The sequence below is a fragment of the Oikeobacillus pervagus genome (genome assembly GCF_030813365.1).
GTDB lineage: Bacteria > Bacillota > Bacilli > Bacillales > DSM-23947 > Oikeobacillus > Oikeobacillus pervagus.
Window position 1 is genome coordinate 33,832 of record NZ_JAUSUC010000015.1, and the last position, 16,598, is coordinate 50,429.

The following is a 16,598-nucleotide window of genomic DNA, read 5'->3' on the forward strand; positions in this document are numbered from 1 at the left end:
AATAAATATGGCGAAGAAAATGCCGGAAATCGGGGATTACAAATACGGCTTTAGAGATAAAGATATTTCCGTTTACCGTTCAAAACGGGGATTAACTCGTGAAATTGTCGAAGAAATCTCCAAGATGAAAGAAGAACCTCAATGGATGTTAGACTTCCGCTTGAAATCTCTTCAACATTTCTATGATAAACCAATGCCACAATGGGGTGGAGATTTACAAGAATTAAACTTTGATGAAATTACGTATTATGTAAAACCATCTGAGAAGTCAGAGCGTTCATGGGATGAAGTACCAGAAGAAATCAAACAAACTTTTGATAAGCTAGGAATCCCAGAAGCGGAACAAAAATATTTAGCAGGGGTTTCAGCTCAGTACGAATCTGAAGTTGTGTATCATAATATGAAAGAAGATCTTGAAGAGTTAGGAATCGTCTTCAAAGATACGGATTCTGCCTTGAAGGAAAATGAAGATATTTTCCGCAAATATTGGGCAAAAGTGATCCCGCCAACTGATAACAAATTCGCTGCTTTAAACTCGGCTGTCTGGTCTGGAGGTTCCTTCATTTACGTTCCACCAGGTGTAAAAGTAGATACGCCACTACAAGCATACTTCCGAATTAACTCAGAAAACATGGGTCAATTCGAACGTACATTAATTATTGTAGACGAAGGGGCACATGTCCATTACGTAGAAGGCTGTACAGCGCCAGTCTATACAACAAACTCTTTACACAGTGCGGTTGTTGAAATCTTTGTTAACAAAAATGGTTACTGCCGTTATACGACGATTCAAAACTGGGCAAACAACGTATTTAATCTTGTTACAAAGCGTGCTGTTTGTGAAGAAAACGCGACAATGGAATGGATCGACGGGAACATCGGTTCTAAATTAACGATGAAATACCCAGCAGTCATTCTTAAAGGAGAAGGTGCACGCGGTATGACACTTTCCATTGCTATCGCTGGAAAAGGACAATGCCAAGATGCAGGGGCAAAAATGATTCATCTTGCACCAAATACTTCCTCCACAATCGTATCAAAATCGATCTCAAAACACGGAGGAAAAGTCAATTACCGTGGAATGGTACACATGGGACGCAAAGCAGACGGAGCACGTGCCAATATCGAATGTGATACACTCATCATGGATAACCAATCCACTTCCGATACAATTCCATACAATGAAATTTTAAACAATAATATTTCATTAGAACACGAAGCAAAAGTTTCCAAAGTATCAGAAGAACAATTATTCTATCTAATGAGCCGTGGAATCTCCGAAGAAGAAGCAACAGAAATGATCGTAATGGGCTTTATCGAACCATTCACAAAAGAATTACCAATGGAATACGCAGTAGAAATGAATAGATTGATCAAGTTCGAGATGGAAGGATCAATTGGTTAAGACATTACAAAGCCTGTCACAGCAATGGTTGTGGCAGGCTTTTCACATGGTTAAGAAACAAGCTTTTGTAAGTTATTGATTTGCTCCCATTTTAAACAAAGTGAAAGTGGGAGCAGTTCAATGGACCACTTTGAAATTGTTCGTTACACGCGCTTTGATGATCGGGTGCTGTTGAAAGTAGTCACTGATTAGATCAACCATGTCACGTTGAATCTCTTTGACGACTCGTTTTTGACAGAACATATCGAAATTCCCGCCCCCACTTGCACGATAATTGTTCATGACGACTTCGTATTCTCGGTCCATCTGTAACGGCTCTTCTTTGTAAGAAAGATGTGTGATGCGTGAACCGAATGGGCGTGATACATCAATTATATAGTGAATGCCTTCCCACATATCATAATTGAAATGTTGAGGTTTTGGTGTCGTATAAGTAGGATTTACTTGAATAGTATCATCTTCTTTTAAAATAAAATAAGTCGCGCTTTGTTCGATGGCATCTTTTATATTTTGACCTGTAAGTGCTAGAACAACTAACGAGTTTGGGAAAATATAATTAGAAACAACCTCACGCATGGTGACGGAATGGGAGAATCCAGGCGAATCATTACTTAATAAAGCCGTAACTGAAATATCGACACCGCTTGCTTCCATTTGAATCGTTTGGATCAATTCAATGAATGGATGTTTTTGAAGGCGCACGTGAAGTGGATTGATAATCGTCATATCTCCTTGAATTATCCCGATTGGTTGATCTAGCCAACGTTGAGTAGAAGCTTCTAAAGAAGATACCATTTGAATGATTTTTTCACTTGCTTGTACATCTTCCAACGTATGAATATACGCTTTTTTACGAGTGATGCGCCAGCCGTGACTTGCACTATGCACTAACGTTAGCTGAATTTCGCCATATGCTGATCCGTGATGTCCAGGTTGAATGACGAGACAATCGTCAATACATCCAGTTAATATACGATGTTGATGTCCTGTTAATAAGACATCCACATCGGGTAATGTTTGTGCTATACGGTACCCTTCATTTTCCCCGGTCAGCTGTTCGGTAGGCTCCCCTGTCTCGATATCTCGTTCGAATCCACCGTGATACGCGACGATGAGGACGTCTGGCTTTTCTTCTTTCTTTATATGCTCTATCCACTTTTGTAGCGTAGAAGTTGCTTCTATAAATCTCATCCCTTTTAAATGGTCTGGCTTTTCCCAATTTGGTGTATACTGAGTTGTTGCCCCTACTATCGCTACCTTTATACCAGAAGTGAATGTTTTAATGAGATATGGTTGACCAAAATAAGGTTCATTTTGCTCAGAATCGACTACGTTTGCTGCAAGCCAAGGGAAGTGAGATTCCTTGACAGCTTGGTGTAAAATCGATTGTCCAAAATTAAATTCATGGTTCCCAACGACTGCTGCATCTATTTGAATCGTATTTAGCGTTTCAATAATAGGATTGGGACGATCTGCATGCTCTTTTACGTAATGAGACATAAGTGGTGTTCCTTGTATACAATCGCCGTTATCGACCACTAATAGATGGTCGGTTTCTTTACGCTTTTGTTCCACAATGGAAGCGAATTTGGCTAAACCAAGGTCAGCTTCTTCGTTTGTTCCATAAAGGAGTGGGAGGATATTGCCGTGAATATCACTCGTATACAATAGTGTAATCATTATTTCGTTCATAACTCTCAAACATCCTTTCATCTAAACCTTATTTTCCGTGTTCGCCAAAAGTATAACGGGAAGAAGGTTTCTTTTGTGTATAAATGGAGGATGTTAACATATATTTTCACAATTTTAACAATTTATGTATTCGTTTTTAAAGGTGTCTTAACAAAGTTTCGTTACAGTGAGTAGTGGGAGGGGGGAGAGTCATGAAACAGATTCAACGGTTGAACTTTATATTGTTCTGCCTAGTGCTTGGATTATTAAGTCATCCAGATTTATTGTGCGCAGAGACATTAGATGATCCAGCACCGATACTTTTGCCAAGTGAACCGAATGGGAAATCCGTCTTGTTTGATAACATGCACGGACAGACAGCAGGACAAGCCGATTGGGTAATAGATGGAGCATTTTCTGATTTTGCCGTTGGAATAATGGAACGAGGATATCGAGTGGAAGAGTTAAGGAAAACAGAACCACTAAACTTACAAGATTTAATGAAACATGATGTCTTCATTATACCGGAAGCGAACATTCCGTTTAAAAAAGAAGAGCAGGATGACATGATTGCATATGTTGAAAATGGTGGAAGCATCTTTTTTATTTCGGATCATTACAATGCGGATCGCAATAAAAATCGTTGGGATTCATCTGAAGTGATGAATGGATTTAGACGAGGAGCTTTCAAAGACCCTACAAAAGGGATGTCACAAGCAGAGAAACAATCGGAAGCGATGCAAGGAGTTGAAAGTTCTGATTGGTTAAATGAATATTTCGGCATTCGATTTCGATACAATGCTCTCGGAACAGTTGTTGCGAATCAAATTGTCGATGCGTCGGATACATTTGGGATTACAGAAGGCATATCAGCTGTAACGATGCATGCCGGTTCTACGTTGGCAATTACAGACCCAACACGAGCGAAAGGAATTGTATACGTTCCAAAACTTGATTCGAACGCTAAATGGGGACCTTCTGTTGATGAAGGGGTATACCATGGTGGCGGAATAGCTGAGGGACCTTATGCTGCTATTTCAAAATTAGGGTTAGGAAAGGCTGCATTTATTGGAGATTCTTCTCCTGTTGAAGATGCAATACCAAAATATCGCAATGAAGAAACAGGCAAACAAAAGAAAACATATGATGGATTTATTGAAGCAGATAATAGACAATTACTGTTAAATATGGTGGATTGGTTGGCACAACAAGAATCGTACGAAACATTTGATCAAGCGGATGTTTCATTGGATGCCCCGTCACCATTATTGACGAAAGAATATCCAGAAAATACAACTGAACCTCAAGCAGAGCCTTGGTCACAGCCATCTCCTACATACTTGTGGTTTGATTCCTCTACATTTGCGTCGGGTTCATTCGGTTCAAGCGAACAACCATTGCTAGAATCAACTTATTCACTCACATACGAAACACCACTCACACAAGGTGAACCATTTTCTGTACAAGTCAAAATGGAAGGGTTAAAGCCTGGGCAAATGATGACAGGATACACGCTCGGCATCTACATAGCGGGAGGCCAACAAATTGCCAAAGTTCAAAATGAAGATGGGAGTTGGCCAAGTCACTACGGATATAGCTCTCCCTTTACGCTTATTGCGAATGAAAACGGAGTTGCGACGAAACAATTGTTTCTCAAACTCGATGAGAAGATAGAAGGCGATGTTAATATTCGTCTACGTCAAGGGAAAGCAAACCTTTTAACTGAATCGGTCACAATCGGTACGTCGGGTTCAATTGAAGAACCGCCACAAATAATGTCCCTTCAACAGGCACGTAACGTAAAAGACGGAACAGTCGTTAAAGTAGCGGGGACTGTGACAACGAAACCTGGTCTTTTTGGTGGTCAAGGTTTTTTTATGCAAGATGATGAAGCGGGCATATACGTCTTTCAGCGTGAAGGCGACATACAACGAGGAGACTATGTTCAAGTACAAGGTACAGTTCAAACGTTTCAAGGCAAAAAAGAATTGACCGAGGTACAACACGTAAAAATTTTAGGTCAACGTGAACTACCAGCATTCCAACAAGTTGATCAAATCGATGAGAGGAATCAAGGAAAACGCATCACATTAGAAGGTTCGATTCAACAATTGAAAGCATATCCGAATGCGTTTGAATTTGAGATTCAAAATGATAATAGACGAACGAAAGTACGTGTCGATCAACGCACTGGGGTGACGATGGAAGATTTCATTTCTCTTTATGAAGAAGGGGACATCGTGTCAGTTTCAGGCATTGCATCCATCCATTATGAAACGTATCAATTGTTAGTGACAGACTTGGGGCATGTGCAGAAACTTACAAGTTCTACCCCACCTGTCATCGGCGACTTGCCATTTACGACTTTTGATATTACGAACACGTATGACATACCCGTTCCTGTGACAGACCTAGATGGGGATTTAGACGAAGTACATGTCAAATTGAATGGGGTTTCATTAGGAGAAACAATCGCGATTTCACCGTTAGCGTATAAGCCAGGTCGTTATGAATTAACAATTAGAGCGACTGATCAAGCTGGTCATCGTGTCGAAAAAACGTATGAAGTAGAAGCTGTCATTCATTTAGGACGTTTAGATGAACTCGTGAAATACGGAAAAACACAATCTTATTTGGATGACAAAATGGAACAACATTTGTTGAAAAAAGTAATCGACGTTCAACGAGCAAAAAATGATGAAGCTCGATTGAACAAATGGAACGCATTACGTCATCAAATCCGAGTACAAAGTGGTAAGAAAATTGAACCATCCTTTCTTCCATTTTGGGATGTTCCTGTAGAAATGAAAAAAGCGATGTAATGGAGGGAATATAAGATGAAAAAATGTTTGCGAATGGGAATACTTTTCCTCGTATTATCACTTGCTGTATTAACAGCATGTAGTAAAGAAGAAGGAAAAACAGGTGCAAGTAAGGCAGGGGCAAAAGGTGATCAGACAGAATTGGAAGAACTCGTCGTTCAATTCGTTCCTTCTCAACAAGCGGATACGTTAGAGGCAAAAGCAAAACCATTAGAAAAATTGTTAAGTGATCAATTAGGAATTCCGGTAAAAGTTAGTGTTTCGACTGACTACAATACAATCGTAGAAGCGATGAAATCAAATAAGGTTGATATCGGTTTCTTACCCCCTACAGCGTATGTCATTGCAAAAGAACAAGAAGCAGCGGACATTTTACTTCAAGCACAGCGTTATGGTGTCAATGATGATGGTACACCGACAGATGAATTAGTCGATTCCTATAAGTCTATTTTTGTCGTTCGTGCAGATTCAGGAATTAAGTCTATTGAGGATTTGAAAGGTAAAAAAATTGGATATCAAAACGTTACGTCTTCAGCAGGTTTTGTATGGCCGGCAGCAACATTGATGGAGGCGGGGATTCACCCATTAGATGATATGAAGCCTGTCACATTAAAGGGTCATGACCAAGCAATCATTTCATTATTAAATGGAGATATTGACGTAGCGGTTACGTTCCAAGACGCTCGTAATATTGTAGCAAAAGATTACAAAACTGTATTTAAGGATACAAAAATCATTAAATTTACAGAACCGATTCCGAATGACACAATTACTGTTCGTCCAGAAATTAGCGACGACATGAAAGAAAAGATTAAAGAAGCGTTTATCGCAATTGGTCAAGATGAAAAAGGACAGTCAATCATTCGCGATATTTATTCGCACGAAGGATATGTTGCATCAAAAGATAGTAACTTTGATATCGTGCGTGAATATGAAAAGAAAGTAAGTAAAGAAGTGAACTAAACTAAACATTCATATATAGCATGAAAAGAATAAAGGGAAATCGATCTCGATTAGAGAGCTTCGATTTCCTTCCAAGAAAGTAGGAATCATGTGATTGAATTTAAAAATGTATCGAAAATATACCCGAATGGGACACGAGGATTAAATAAGTTAAATGTAACGATTGAGCGAGGCGAATTTATCGTGATTGTTGGATTGTCAGGAGCAGGAAAGTCAACTTTTTTACGCTCGATTAACCGTTTGCATGAAATTACCGAGGGAGAGATCCTCGTGAATAAACAATCGATTACGAATGCAAAAGGGAATGACTTGTATGCGATTCGCCGTGATATTGGCATGATTTTTCAAAACTTCAATTTAGTTCGTCGTTCATCTGTCATGCGGAACGTTTTATCAGGACGAGTAGGCTATCATTCTACATTACGTATGATTTTTGGGCTTTTTCCGAAACGGGATAAAGAGTTAGCATTTCAAGCGTTAGAGCGTGTTAGACTTCAAGAAAAAGCGTACGTGCGAGCGGATCAATTGTCAGGAGGACAGCAACAACGTGTGTCTATTGCAAGAGCACTCGCTCAAGAAGCCACAATTATTTTAGCAGACGAGCCAGTCGCCTCACTCGATCCATTGACGACAAAACAAGTGATGGATGATTTAGCAAGAATTAATCAAGATTTGAACATTACGATGGTTGTTAATTTGCACTCGATCGATCTTGCCAAACAGTACGCCTCTCGGATTATCGGTTTGCGAGACGGTGAGGTAGTATTTGATGGTCCAGTGCGAGAAGCGACAGATGAAGTATTCCAAGAAATTTATTCGAGGCAAAAAGAAGGCATTCAAATGAGGGTTGCCAAATGAAAAAAGTTCAAACAGCACAACGGCCAATCAATTACTCGATTCCCCCCTCAAAAACGAAACATGTTATGTCATTCATACTCATTTTCATTCTTGTCTGGTTAAGTGGTAAACAAATTGATTTTTCCATTACGGAATTGATGGAAGGTTTGCCAAACATGTGGGAGCTTCTTATTCAACTTTTGCCACCTGATTGGAGCTATTTTAAAGAAGTGACGAATCCAATGTTAGAGACGATTCGCATGGCAATTGTGGGAACGACAATTGGTGGACTTCTTGCATTCTTCCTCGCAATGTTAGCTGCAAAAAATGTCTTTTCTTATCCATGGATTACAGGACCGACTCGCTTTATTTTAAATTTAATTCGTACACTTCCCGAATTATTACTGGCCTCGATATTTGTCGCAGTTTTTGGAATTGGTCCTATCCCTGGTATTTTTGCCTTAACGTTCTTTTCATTAGGAATTATTGCAAAATTATTTTATGAATCAATTGAAGCGATTGATCCAGGACCGATGGAAGCGATGACAGCTGTTGGGGCGAATAAGGTGAAATGGATTATGTTCGGTGTTGTGCCACAAGTGATGTCATCGTTTGTCTCCTTTTTCTTGTATGCGTTTGAAATCAACATTCGAGCAGCTGCTGTTTTAGGGTTAGTCGGTGCTGGAGGAATCGGTTTATATTATGAAAAGACACTTGGATTTTTTCAATATGACCGCGTATCAACAATTATTATTTATACATTACTCGTTGTCCTCGTCATTGACTATTGTAGTACAAAAATAAGGGAGAAATTAACATGATTACGCGTAGCACAATGAGCAGATTTCGTCAATTTTCGATTGTGGTTATCGTTATTCTCATTTATATATGGGCATTTAGTGGATTGCCGTCGATCGGCTTGAAAGAAACGTCTGTCGAAGTGGTATCAGCGATTATATCTGGCATTTTTTCACCGGATTGGGATTACGTTTATGATCCAGGAGGAGAAGACTTATTACGAGGTTTGCTAGATACGCTTGCAATTGCAGTTCTCGGTACTATTATCGCAGCCATCTTATCAATTCCTTTTGCTTTTTTAGCAGCTCGAAATATTACAAAAAGCAGAGCGGTCGTCGGAGTGAATAAAGTATTGTTAAGTTTTATTCGGGTTTTTCCAGATATTGTGCTTGCTCTCCTCTTTATTAAAGCGGTAGGACCTGGTGCGTTTGCTGGAGTACTCGCATTGGGTATCGGGGCAATTGGAATGCTTGGCAAACTGATTTCAGAAAGTATTGAAAACGTAGACCTTAATGCGAGAGAAGCACTCATCGCTTCGGGGGCAAATCCAGTTAAGACATTCATCTTCGCTGTCGTGCCTCAAGTTCTCACTAACTATTTTTCATTTGTAATGTATCGACTAGAAGTGAATATGCGTGCCGCGACGATTCTAGGAGTGATTGGAGCGGGGGGGATTGGTACGCCGCTCATTTTCGCATTAAGTGTGCGAAATTGGGAACGTGTCGGTATTATTTTACTCGGTATTATCGTAATGGTCACACTCGTCGATCTTATTTCAAGTAAAATTCGAGCTCGCTTTACATAGTGGAAATTGGTTGGTTCAATTAGGAAAGACATAATGATGTTATTTTTCAAATAAATATAATGAGAACAGCGAATGTCGAAAGCACGTTGTATGGTTTTTAACGGATACAACGTGCTTTATGTTGCTATTTTCTCATAATGCTTTCAGTGTTCGGATGTATTAAGATTTGCCATTTGAAAAGAAGGATCAAAGGGGAATTAAGAGTCCAGCAACCTATGCCTATTTTTTCGTGAAGATAGGAGTTGGATTTAAAAGGATTTGTTCAATTCCCAGAATATATGCTCCTTTTTCGTGATTTTTTGCCCTACATCATCAAGCGTTTATCCATGCAAATGTAGAGGGGTTAATTTGCTCACGATTTCACAAAAAGCTTATCATTTCCATGTCGAGGTCCTATTTCAAGCTCGCATTTTGTGAATTTTGATTAACATTGTACAAGTAAAGTCGCGATGCTTTATTTTTCGTAAATTCACAACTTAATCTCATCACTTCACAGACAAACTTTCATAAAAAATATGGTAAAATAAAAGCCAATGAGGTGTTGAACTTGATTTATATTGGAGTAACGGGTTGGGGGGATCATGACTCTCTATATCATGCAGGTATCTCTTCAAGGGATAAGCTAAAGCTTTATGCTGGTTATTTTCCGATTGTGGAAGTGGATACTTCTTTCTATGCCATTCAGCCACGGAAAAATGCAGAGAAATGGGTAAGGGAAACTCCCCGCTCTTTTCAATTTATCGTCAAGGCTTATCAAGGAATGACAGGTCATTCGCGTGGGGAAAACCCCTTTGATTCCAAACAACAAATGTTTGATGCTTTCAAGGAATCTCTTGAGCCTTATGTGAATGAGAATAAATTAGCTATGGTTTTATTTCAATTTCCACCATGGTTTGATTGCCAAAAAAAACATGTGAATTATTTAAGATATTGTAAGGAATCGATGAGGGGATTCCCGCTTGCAATTGAGTTTCGTCATCAATCCTGGTATTCCGAAGATTTTAAAGAGAAGACGCTTGAATTTATTAAAAAAGAAGGCTGGATTCATACTATATGTGATGAACCACAGGTGGGAAATGGCTCAGTGCCGATTGTGTTGGAAGCCACACATTCAGAAAAAACGTTGTTCCGCTTTCACGGACGAAATGTATATGGGTGGAGGAAACCGAAACAAGAGAATTGGCGAGAAGTTCGTTATTTATATCGATATAACGAACAAGAACTCAAAAATTGGACAAGAAAAATTCACGCACTAGCAAGTGAAAGTCGGGATATCTATGTTTTATTTAATAATAATTCAGGTGGAGATGCAGCAGATAATGCTAAACAAATGATCGAGCTCTTGGGTATAGAATACACGATTTTGGCCCCTAGGCAGTTGGATTTATTCTGAGCTTTGACAAATGACGAAGGATACCTCGATCCGAATTGAATTTGATAAAATTTTACTTATAGCGGGGAGTTAAAATAGATGGAATGGATTGTACTCATCCTCATTGGACTAGTATCTGGTACTCTTGGTTCGATTGTAGGTCTTGGCGGAGGCATCATCATTGTCCCTGCTTTATTAACTTTAGGTACGTATACGACACTGATTAACGAAATCACTCCGCAACAAGCCGTAGGTACTTCACTTGTCATTATGATTTTTACTGGATTATCTTCTACATTAGCTTATATGAAACAAAAACAAGTGGATTATCGAAGTGGCTTGATTTTCTTTATTGGAAGTGGACCAGGAGCGATTATAGGTGCTTGGGTAAATAAATGGATGAAGTTGGATGACTTTCAATTGTATTTTGGAATTTTCGTTATTTTCATCTCATTTGTGTTAATGATAAGAAATAAAATTAAGCCATTAAAAAGTGCTGGAAATCATGGTATTAAACGAACATTTGTTGATTCAAATGGGAATGAATATCAATATGGGTATCATTTATTTTTAGCTATTTTCATTTCCTTTATCGTCGGTTTTTGCTCTGGAATCTTTGGAATTGGTGGCGGGTCTTTAATGGTCCCAGCAATGATTATTATTTTTGCCTTTCCTCCTCATGTAGCGGTAGCCACTTCGATGTTAATGATTTTTCTATCCTCCCTCGTGAGCTCTACTACACATATTATATTAGGAAATGTGGTTTGGCTATATGCAGCGGCTTTAATACCTGGTGCATGGATTGGGGCCAAACTAGGTGCTTTCCTTAATGCAAAATTAAAATCGAACACGGTTGTGACTTTATTGCGCCTAATTCTAATTATTGTTGGTATACGTTTAATATCTGAAGGAATTGCAGGTTAATGGAAAATAGAGGTGAGAAATTGTTAGAAACCGTTCATATATATCATATTAATGATTTTCATAGTCATTTTGAAAATTGGCCAAGAATGGATGAATTTATGAAGAAGAGAAAAAGCTGGCATCAAAGTGAAGGGGAAGAAGTATTTCTGTTTGATCTCGGGGATCATATCGATCGATCTCATCCATATACTGAGGCTACGTTAGGAAAAGGAAATGTCCAGTTGTTAAATGAAGCAGGTTTTGATGCAGTTACGATTGGAAATAATGAGGGAATCACATTGCCGAAGGAAGCGTTGCAACATCTTTATGATGAGGCAGATTTCGAAGTGGTTTTATCCAATTTATACGATCAACATGGACAAAGACCTGGATGGGCGAATCCTTATAAAATATACGAGTTAAAAAATGGGATGACTTTAGCGGTTACAGCTGCTACGGCTTATTTTTCAAAATCATATGAATTGCTTGGATGGAAAATCAAAGATCCTATTGAAGAATTAAAAACACAAGTAAAATCACTTGCCACACAAGCTGATATCATCATTGTTCTCTCTCATTTAGGACTTTATGATGATGAAAAAATTGCAACGGAAATTCCTGAGGTGGATATTATTATTGGCGCCCATACTCATCATATCCTTCATGAAGGGAAAGAAGTTGGCCAGTCTTTACTCTGTGCAGCGGGGAAATTTGGTTATTTTGTCGGCCATATTATGCTTGAGGTAGATTCTACCCAAAAACAAATTTGTCAAAAGAAAGCCATTCTTTATGACACTAACGAGTTGCCTGAAACAAGTAATGAAGAAGGAAGAATTCAACAATTTTATGAAAAAGGGAAGGATTTGTTAAAGGAACCAGTTGTTTTCCTTGACCATTCGATTGAATCAGATTGGTTTCAGCCATCCCCACTCCCGCAAATTTTGTGTGAAGCATTAACAGAATGGTGTGAGGCAGATTGCGGGATGCTCAATGCTGGTTTAGTGTTGGATTATTTACCAAGTGGGACAGTGACGAAATATGATATTCACCGCATTCTCCCTCATCCTATTAATCCTTGTATAATCGAAATAAGTGGGGCTGAATTAAAAGAAGTGATCAAACAAACCCTTGATCCGAAATGGACTCAATTTCAACTGCAAGGATTAGGATTTCGAGGTCGAGTAATGGGGAAATTCATTTATGATCGAATTGAAATCAAGGATGAAAACGAAGAAATCCTTGTGGATGGGGAACTGGTTGATTTAGGGAAAACTTATAAGCTGGCCACAACTGATATGTTTACATTTGGTCGTTTCTTTCCCGCGCTTTATCGGGCAAAGAAAAAGCAATATTTTATGCCTGAATTCTTGCGAGATTTATTAGAATGGAAGTTATTGAAGATGCATGGCTGACAAGCATTATTCCGTATTCTTTTCATACATATAATATGGAAAGGAGCGGATAAAGAGATGATTCATCTTTCACCAATGGATCTAGATGGTCACACCTTTCTAACTGTGTCAGTAAAGTTACCGAAGACGAATTTATTAGTTGTAACAAATGATCAAGGATATATTATGTGTGGAGCTCTTGATGTTCAGTTATTAAATGATAAATTAAAAGATCGAAATATAATTGCTGGAAGAGCGGTCGGGGTCAAAACGATTGATGAGCTATTAGAATCTCCTTTAGAATCTGTCACAGTCGGTGCAGAGAAACTCGGAATCCATAAAGGGATGATCGGAAAAGACGCCCTTTTAAAAATGATTTAATTTTAAAAAATAAGGTATTCTTCTGTCTATCTCCTCCTTTCAATGCATAAGTATAGCATATGAAGGGGGGAGATTTTTGCGTAAATTTCGTAGATATAGACCCCGAAAAGGACCATTGCCATTTCGATATGTACTAATCATCACATTCATGATCTTTGTCTTTTCCACGATTGCAAGTCTCTGGATTATTAATGAAGGAATTAAGCCTACACTTGTGACCTATGCTGAAACCCAAACGAAGGCAATTGCTGCTAAAGTCATTAGTAAAGCAGTAAATAAGAAGGTTGCGAATGCCATCGATATTAACGATATTATTGAAACTGTTCCGAGTGGTGATGGAAAAGGTACGACAGTGACGAAATTTAATACGGAAATTATTAACCGAGTTTTAGGAGAAACGACGACCCTCGTACAATTAAACTTAAAAGAAGCAGAACGAGGAAATTTGCAAGCATTAGAGTTACTGTCAGATGTTGAAATTGAAAATAAAAAAATGGAAAAATCAGAAGGAATCGTTTATTCAGTTCCATTAGGTCAAGCAACTAATAATGCTTTGCTAGGAAACCTTGGTCCTCGGGTACCGATTCGTTTTAATGCCATCGGAAATGTTCGATCAGATGTGAAATCAAATGTGAAACCATATGGAATTAATAATGCGTTTGTAGAAGTCTCTATTCGAGTTCAAGTGAATGTTCAGATCATTGTTCCATTTGCTACAAAAATGACGACCGTTGAGCAGGATATTCCAGTAGCCATGGGGATTATTGAAGGGGGAGTTCCTCAGTTCTATAATGGAGGCAGTAATCAGGCTCCTACTTTAACTGTTCCTGTAAAATAATACAGCTTGTCAAAAGGACGCATAATTGCTAAGATTATTAAATAACATTATAAACCTTATCAAAATCCGGTGGGGTAGAGGCTGCAATTTTTATGAGTAATCTATGAGAGGATGACAACGTAGATCATAGATGAAAGGAAATTTTGCCGAAGTAAAAATAAATGGTCAACTTTATTTTTGCTGGGGTCACCTTGAAAAAGGGTGACACTGTCATTATGTAGGAGTATGGAAGGCATAATGGAGAGCTACAGATCGTGATGGAGAAATAATTTTACATTACAAAAGGTAATGATAGATTTCTCTATTATTACCCTTTTTTTATTATCCGTCCTCATCTTTCATTGGGCTTTAACTATTTAGTTATTGTCGCTTTCTTAAAACGTTCCTCTTTTTCATCGGTAGGAGGAGAAAAAATGGAAAACACTATTTACTCACTTTTACCACCTTTATTAGCCATCATTATGGTTATTTTAACGAGACGTGTATTATTGTCATTAGGAGTCGGAATCATTTCTGCTGCCCTGATCTTGGGGAAATTTAATTTGGGAGAAATGTTCACCTATTTATGGGATGCAGTGAAGGGAATATTTGTATCTGATGGTGAACTAAATACATGGAATATTTATATTTTGCTATTTTTATTGATTTTAGGAGTTATTACCGCTTTTATTAATATATCTGGAGGTAGTAGAGCTTTTGGAGAGTGGGCAACAAAAAGAGTGAAGACGAGAACAGGAGCTCAAATTTTGTCTGCCATTCTGGGAATGATTATTTTTATTGATGATTATTTCAATGCATTGGCTGTTGGACAAATTTCCCGCCCAATTACGGATCGCCAACGAGTTTCTCGTGCAAAATTAGCTTATATTATTGATTCTACGTCTGCTCCAATATGTGTAGTTTCACCCATCTCGAGTTGGGGAGCGTATATTATTGGAATATTAGGGACCGTTTTGGCCGCGCATCAAGTTAGCGAAATCAGTGCCTTTTCAGCCTTTTTATCCATGATCCCAATGAATTTTTACGTTTGGGTTACATTGGCATTTGTCTTTATTGTGGCATTTACTGAAATTGAATTTGGAAATATGAAAAAACATGAAGAACGTGCGATTCAAACAGGTGAAGTATTACCTCCAAATACGACCGTTCCAGGTGAATTAAAAGACGATCTTCCTGTAAGTACAAAAGGGAAAGTAGGAGATCTCATTTGGCCGATCCTAGCATTAGTCGTTGGAACCGTTTCTGCGATGATGTGGACAGGTTTTGAAGCAACAGAGGGAAAAGTGACCCTACTCAAGCTCTTTGAAAATACGGATGTAGCAAAATCGCTTGTATTTGGCGGTCTCTTTGGTTTATTTATTTCAATCTTGATGTTTTTACGTCAAAGTATGATTTACAAAGGGGTTCAGGGGAAAGTATTTTTTAAAGGAGTTTGGGAAGGAATTAAGTCCATGCTACCCGCCGTCTATATTTTATTATTTGCCTGGACTATCATCACGTTAATCGATCAACTAAAAACCGGTACGTATTTAGCTGGAATCGTTGAAAAATCTAATATGGATGTTTCGTTTCTTCCTGTTATTTTATTCATTGTTGCAGGGATTATGGCATTTTCAACGGGGACATCTTGGGGATCATTCGGAATTTTATTACCGATTGCAGGTGAAATAGCAGCCACTACAGATATCGACCTTCTTTTACCAGCCATGGCAGCCGTTTTAGCAGGAGCCGTTTTTGGAGATCATTGTTCACCTATTTCTGATACGACGATTCTTTCTTCAACAGGAGCAGGGGCCAATCATATTGATCACGTGATGACCCAATTGCCTTATGCCATTATGGTAGCGGCGATTTCGGGTATTGGCTATATTGTTCTTGGATTTACCGATAATGCATGGCTTTCTCTTCTGATTGTCATGGTCATCTTAGCCATCGTTACGATTATTTTAAAGAGGACAAGTAGAACCACGATTTCAGAAACCGTTTAATGAATGCTAGTCTATGACGAATGAAGTCAGTCATTTATCCTAATTAAACAGATAGTTTACAAAAAAAGGCAGTCCTTTAGTAAGTACTCTTACTTACGAGGCTGTCTTTAATTTATGGTTTCAGATCATTATTTTCTCGGAATTTATAACTAAACTAAGGGGAGAGTGTATATTCAGATCGTATTTTATGAAATAATTCTTTTATCAATATAGCGATGCACCTCATTAAAGCCTTATTATAAAGATGGATTTAACTTGAAATAAGGAGGTTTATTTTACAAGATTTTGAAAATAGATAGTATAATAAAAAAATAAACAATAATTTTCTGAAACTTTAAAAAATACACTTTTACTTATATTTAAAGCGTAGTATACTAGTAATAGATAGTTTAAATTATCAGAAAATATAAAATATTTAAATTAT

13 protein-coding genes and 1 riboswitch are annotated in these 16,598 nt (G+C 38.2%); of the genes, 12 read left to right on the forward strand and 1 reads right to left on the reverse strand.

The genetic code is table 11. From position 1 onward, the window contains the following. Nucleotides 1–7 precede the first annotated feature (7 nt). The gene (gene sufB, locus J2S13_RS07610) at nucleotides 8–1,405 is read left to right on the forward strand and encodes a Fe-S cluster assembly protein SufB (RefSeq protein ID WP_307257144.1); all 1,398 of its coding nucleotides are present in this window, start codon (nucleotides 8–10) and stop codon (nucleotides 1,403–1,405) included. A 117-nt stretch (nucleotides 1,406–1,522) separates the two neighbouring features. On the opposite strand, the gene J2S13_RS07615 is transcribed toward sufB, so the two are convergent. After that, the gene (locus tag J2S13_RS07615; RefSeq protein ID WP_307257145.1) at nucleotides 1,523–3,097 is read right to left on the reverse strand and encodes a bifunctional metallophosphatase/5'-nucleotidase; all 1,575 of its coding nucleotides are present in this window, start codon (nucleotides 3,095–3,097) and stop codon (nucleotides 1,523–1,525) included. A gap of 191 nt (nucleotides 3,098–3,288) precedes the next feature. Here J2S13_RS07615 and J2S13_RS07620 point away from each other — a divergent pair, with 191 nt between their 5' ends. From J2S13_RS07620 to J2S13_RS07670, 11 genes are all read left to right on the forward strand, one after another. Then, nucleotides 3,289–5,898: a single stranded DNA-binding domain-containing protein gene (locus tag J2S13_RS07620; protein ID WP_307257146.1), complete on the forward strand. Its 2,610-nt coding sequence runs from the start codon at nucleotides 3,289–3,291 to the stop codon at nucleotides 5,896–5,898. Between the two features lie 15 nt (nucleotides 5,899–5,913). Next, nucleotides 5,914–6,861, forward strand: coding sequence for a phosphate/phosphite/phosphonate ABC transporter substrate-binding protein (locus J2S13_RS07625; protein WP_307257147.1), 948 nt, complete (start codon nucleotides 5,914–5,916; stop codon nucleotides 6,859–6,861). A gap of 90 nt (nucleotides 6,862–6,951) precedes the next feature. Beyond that, a complete protein-coding gene (gene phnC / locus J2S13_RS07630; RefSeq protein WP_307257148.1) occupies nucleotides 6,952–7,719 on the forward strand; it encodes a phosphonate ABC transporter ATP-binding protein in 768 nt (255 codons plus the stop codon). Beyond that, nucleotides 7,716–8,519: a phosphonate ABC transporter, permease protein PhnE gene (phnE, locus tag J2S13_RS07635; protein ID WP_307257149.1), complete on the forward strand. Its 804-nt coding sequence runs from the start codon at nucleotides 7,716–7,718 to the stop codon at nucleotides 8,517–8,519. The genes phnC and phnE (J2S13_RS07635) overlap by 4 nt, the downstream gene beginning before the upstream one ends. After that, nucleotides 8,516–9,301, forward strand: coding sequence for a phosphonate ABC transporter, permease protein PhnE (gene phnE, locus J2S13_RS07640; protein WP_307257150.1), 786 nt, complete (start codon nucleotides 8,516–8,518; stop codon nucleotides 9,299–9,301). Before phnE (J2S13_RS07635) ends, phnE (J2S13_RS07640) begins: the two co-directional genes overlap by 4 nt. A 547-nt stretch (nucleotides 9,302–9,848) precedes the next feature. Beyond that, nucleotides 9,849–10,694 (forward strand): DUF72 domain-containing protein, encoded by an 846-nt coding sequence (locus J2S13_RS07645; RefSeq protein ID WP_307257151.1) that lies wholly within the window; start codon nucleotides 9,849–9,851, stop codon nucleotides 10,692–10,694. Nucleotides 10,695–10,772: 78 nt separating this feature from the next. After that, nucleotides 10,773–11,597: a sulfite exporter TauE/SafE family protein gene (locus J2S13_RS07650; protein WP_307257152.1), complete on the forward strand. Its 825-nt coding sequence runs from the start codon at nucleotides 10,773–10,775 to the stop codon at nucleotides 11,595–11,597. Next, the gene (locus J2S13_RS07655) at nucleotides 11,597–12,988 is read left to right on the forward strand and encodes a bifunctional metallophosphatase/5'-nucleotidase (protein WP_307257153.1); all 1,392 of its coding nucleotides are present in this window, start codon (nucleotides 11,597–11,599) and stop codon (nucleotides 12,986–12,988) included. Before J2S13_RS07650 ends, J2S13_RS07655 begins: the two co-directional genes overlap by 1 nt. Nucleotides 12,989–13,045: 57 nt before the next feature. Then, nucleotides 13,046–13,348 carry a YunC family protein gene (locus J2S13_RS07660; RefSeq protein ID WP_307257154.1) on the forward strand — a complete coding sequence of 101 codons (303 nt, stop codon included), beginning with the start codon at nucleotides 13,046–13,048 and terminating at the stop codon, nucleotides 13,346–13,348. Nucleotides 13,349–13,424: 76 nt separating this feature from the next. Next, entirely contained in the window at nucleotides 13,425–14,186 is a 762-nt protein-coding gene (gene yunB, locus J2S13_RS07665; RefSeq protein ID WP_307257155.1) for a sporulation protein YunB, read from the forward strand. Nucleotides 14,187–14,253: 67 nt separating this feature from the next. After that, a riboswitch (Lysine riboswitch) is annotated at nucleotides 14,254–14,442 on the forward strand. A gap of 157 nt (nucleotides 14,443–14,599) precedes the next feature. Next, nucleotides 14,600–16,174 carry a Na+/H+ antiporter NhaC family protein gene (locus tag J2S13_RS07670; protein ID WP_307257156.1) on the forward strand — a complete coding sequence of 525 codons (1,575 nt, stop codon included), beginning with the start codon at nucleotides 14,600–14,602 and terminating at the stop codon, nucleotides 16,172–16,174. Nucleotides 16,175–16,598: the final 424 nt, after the last annotated feature.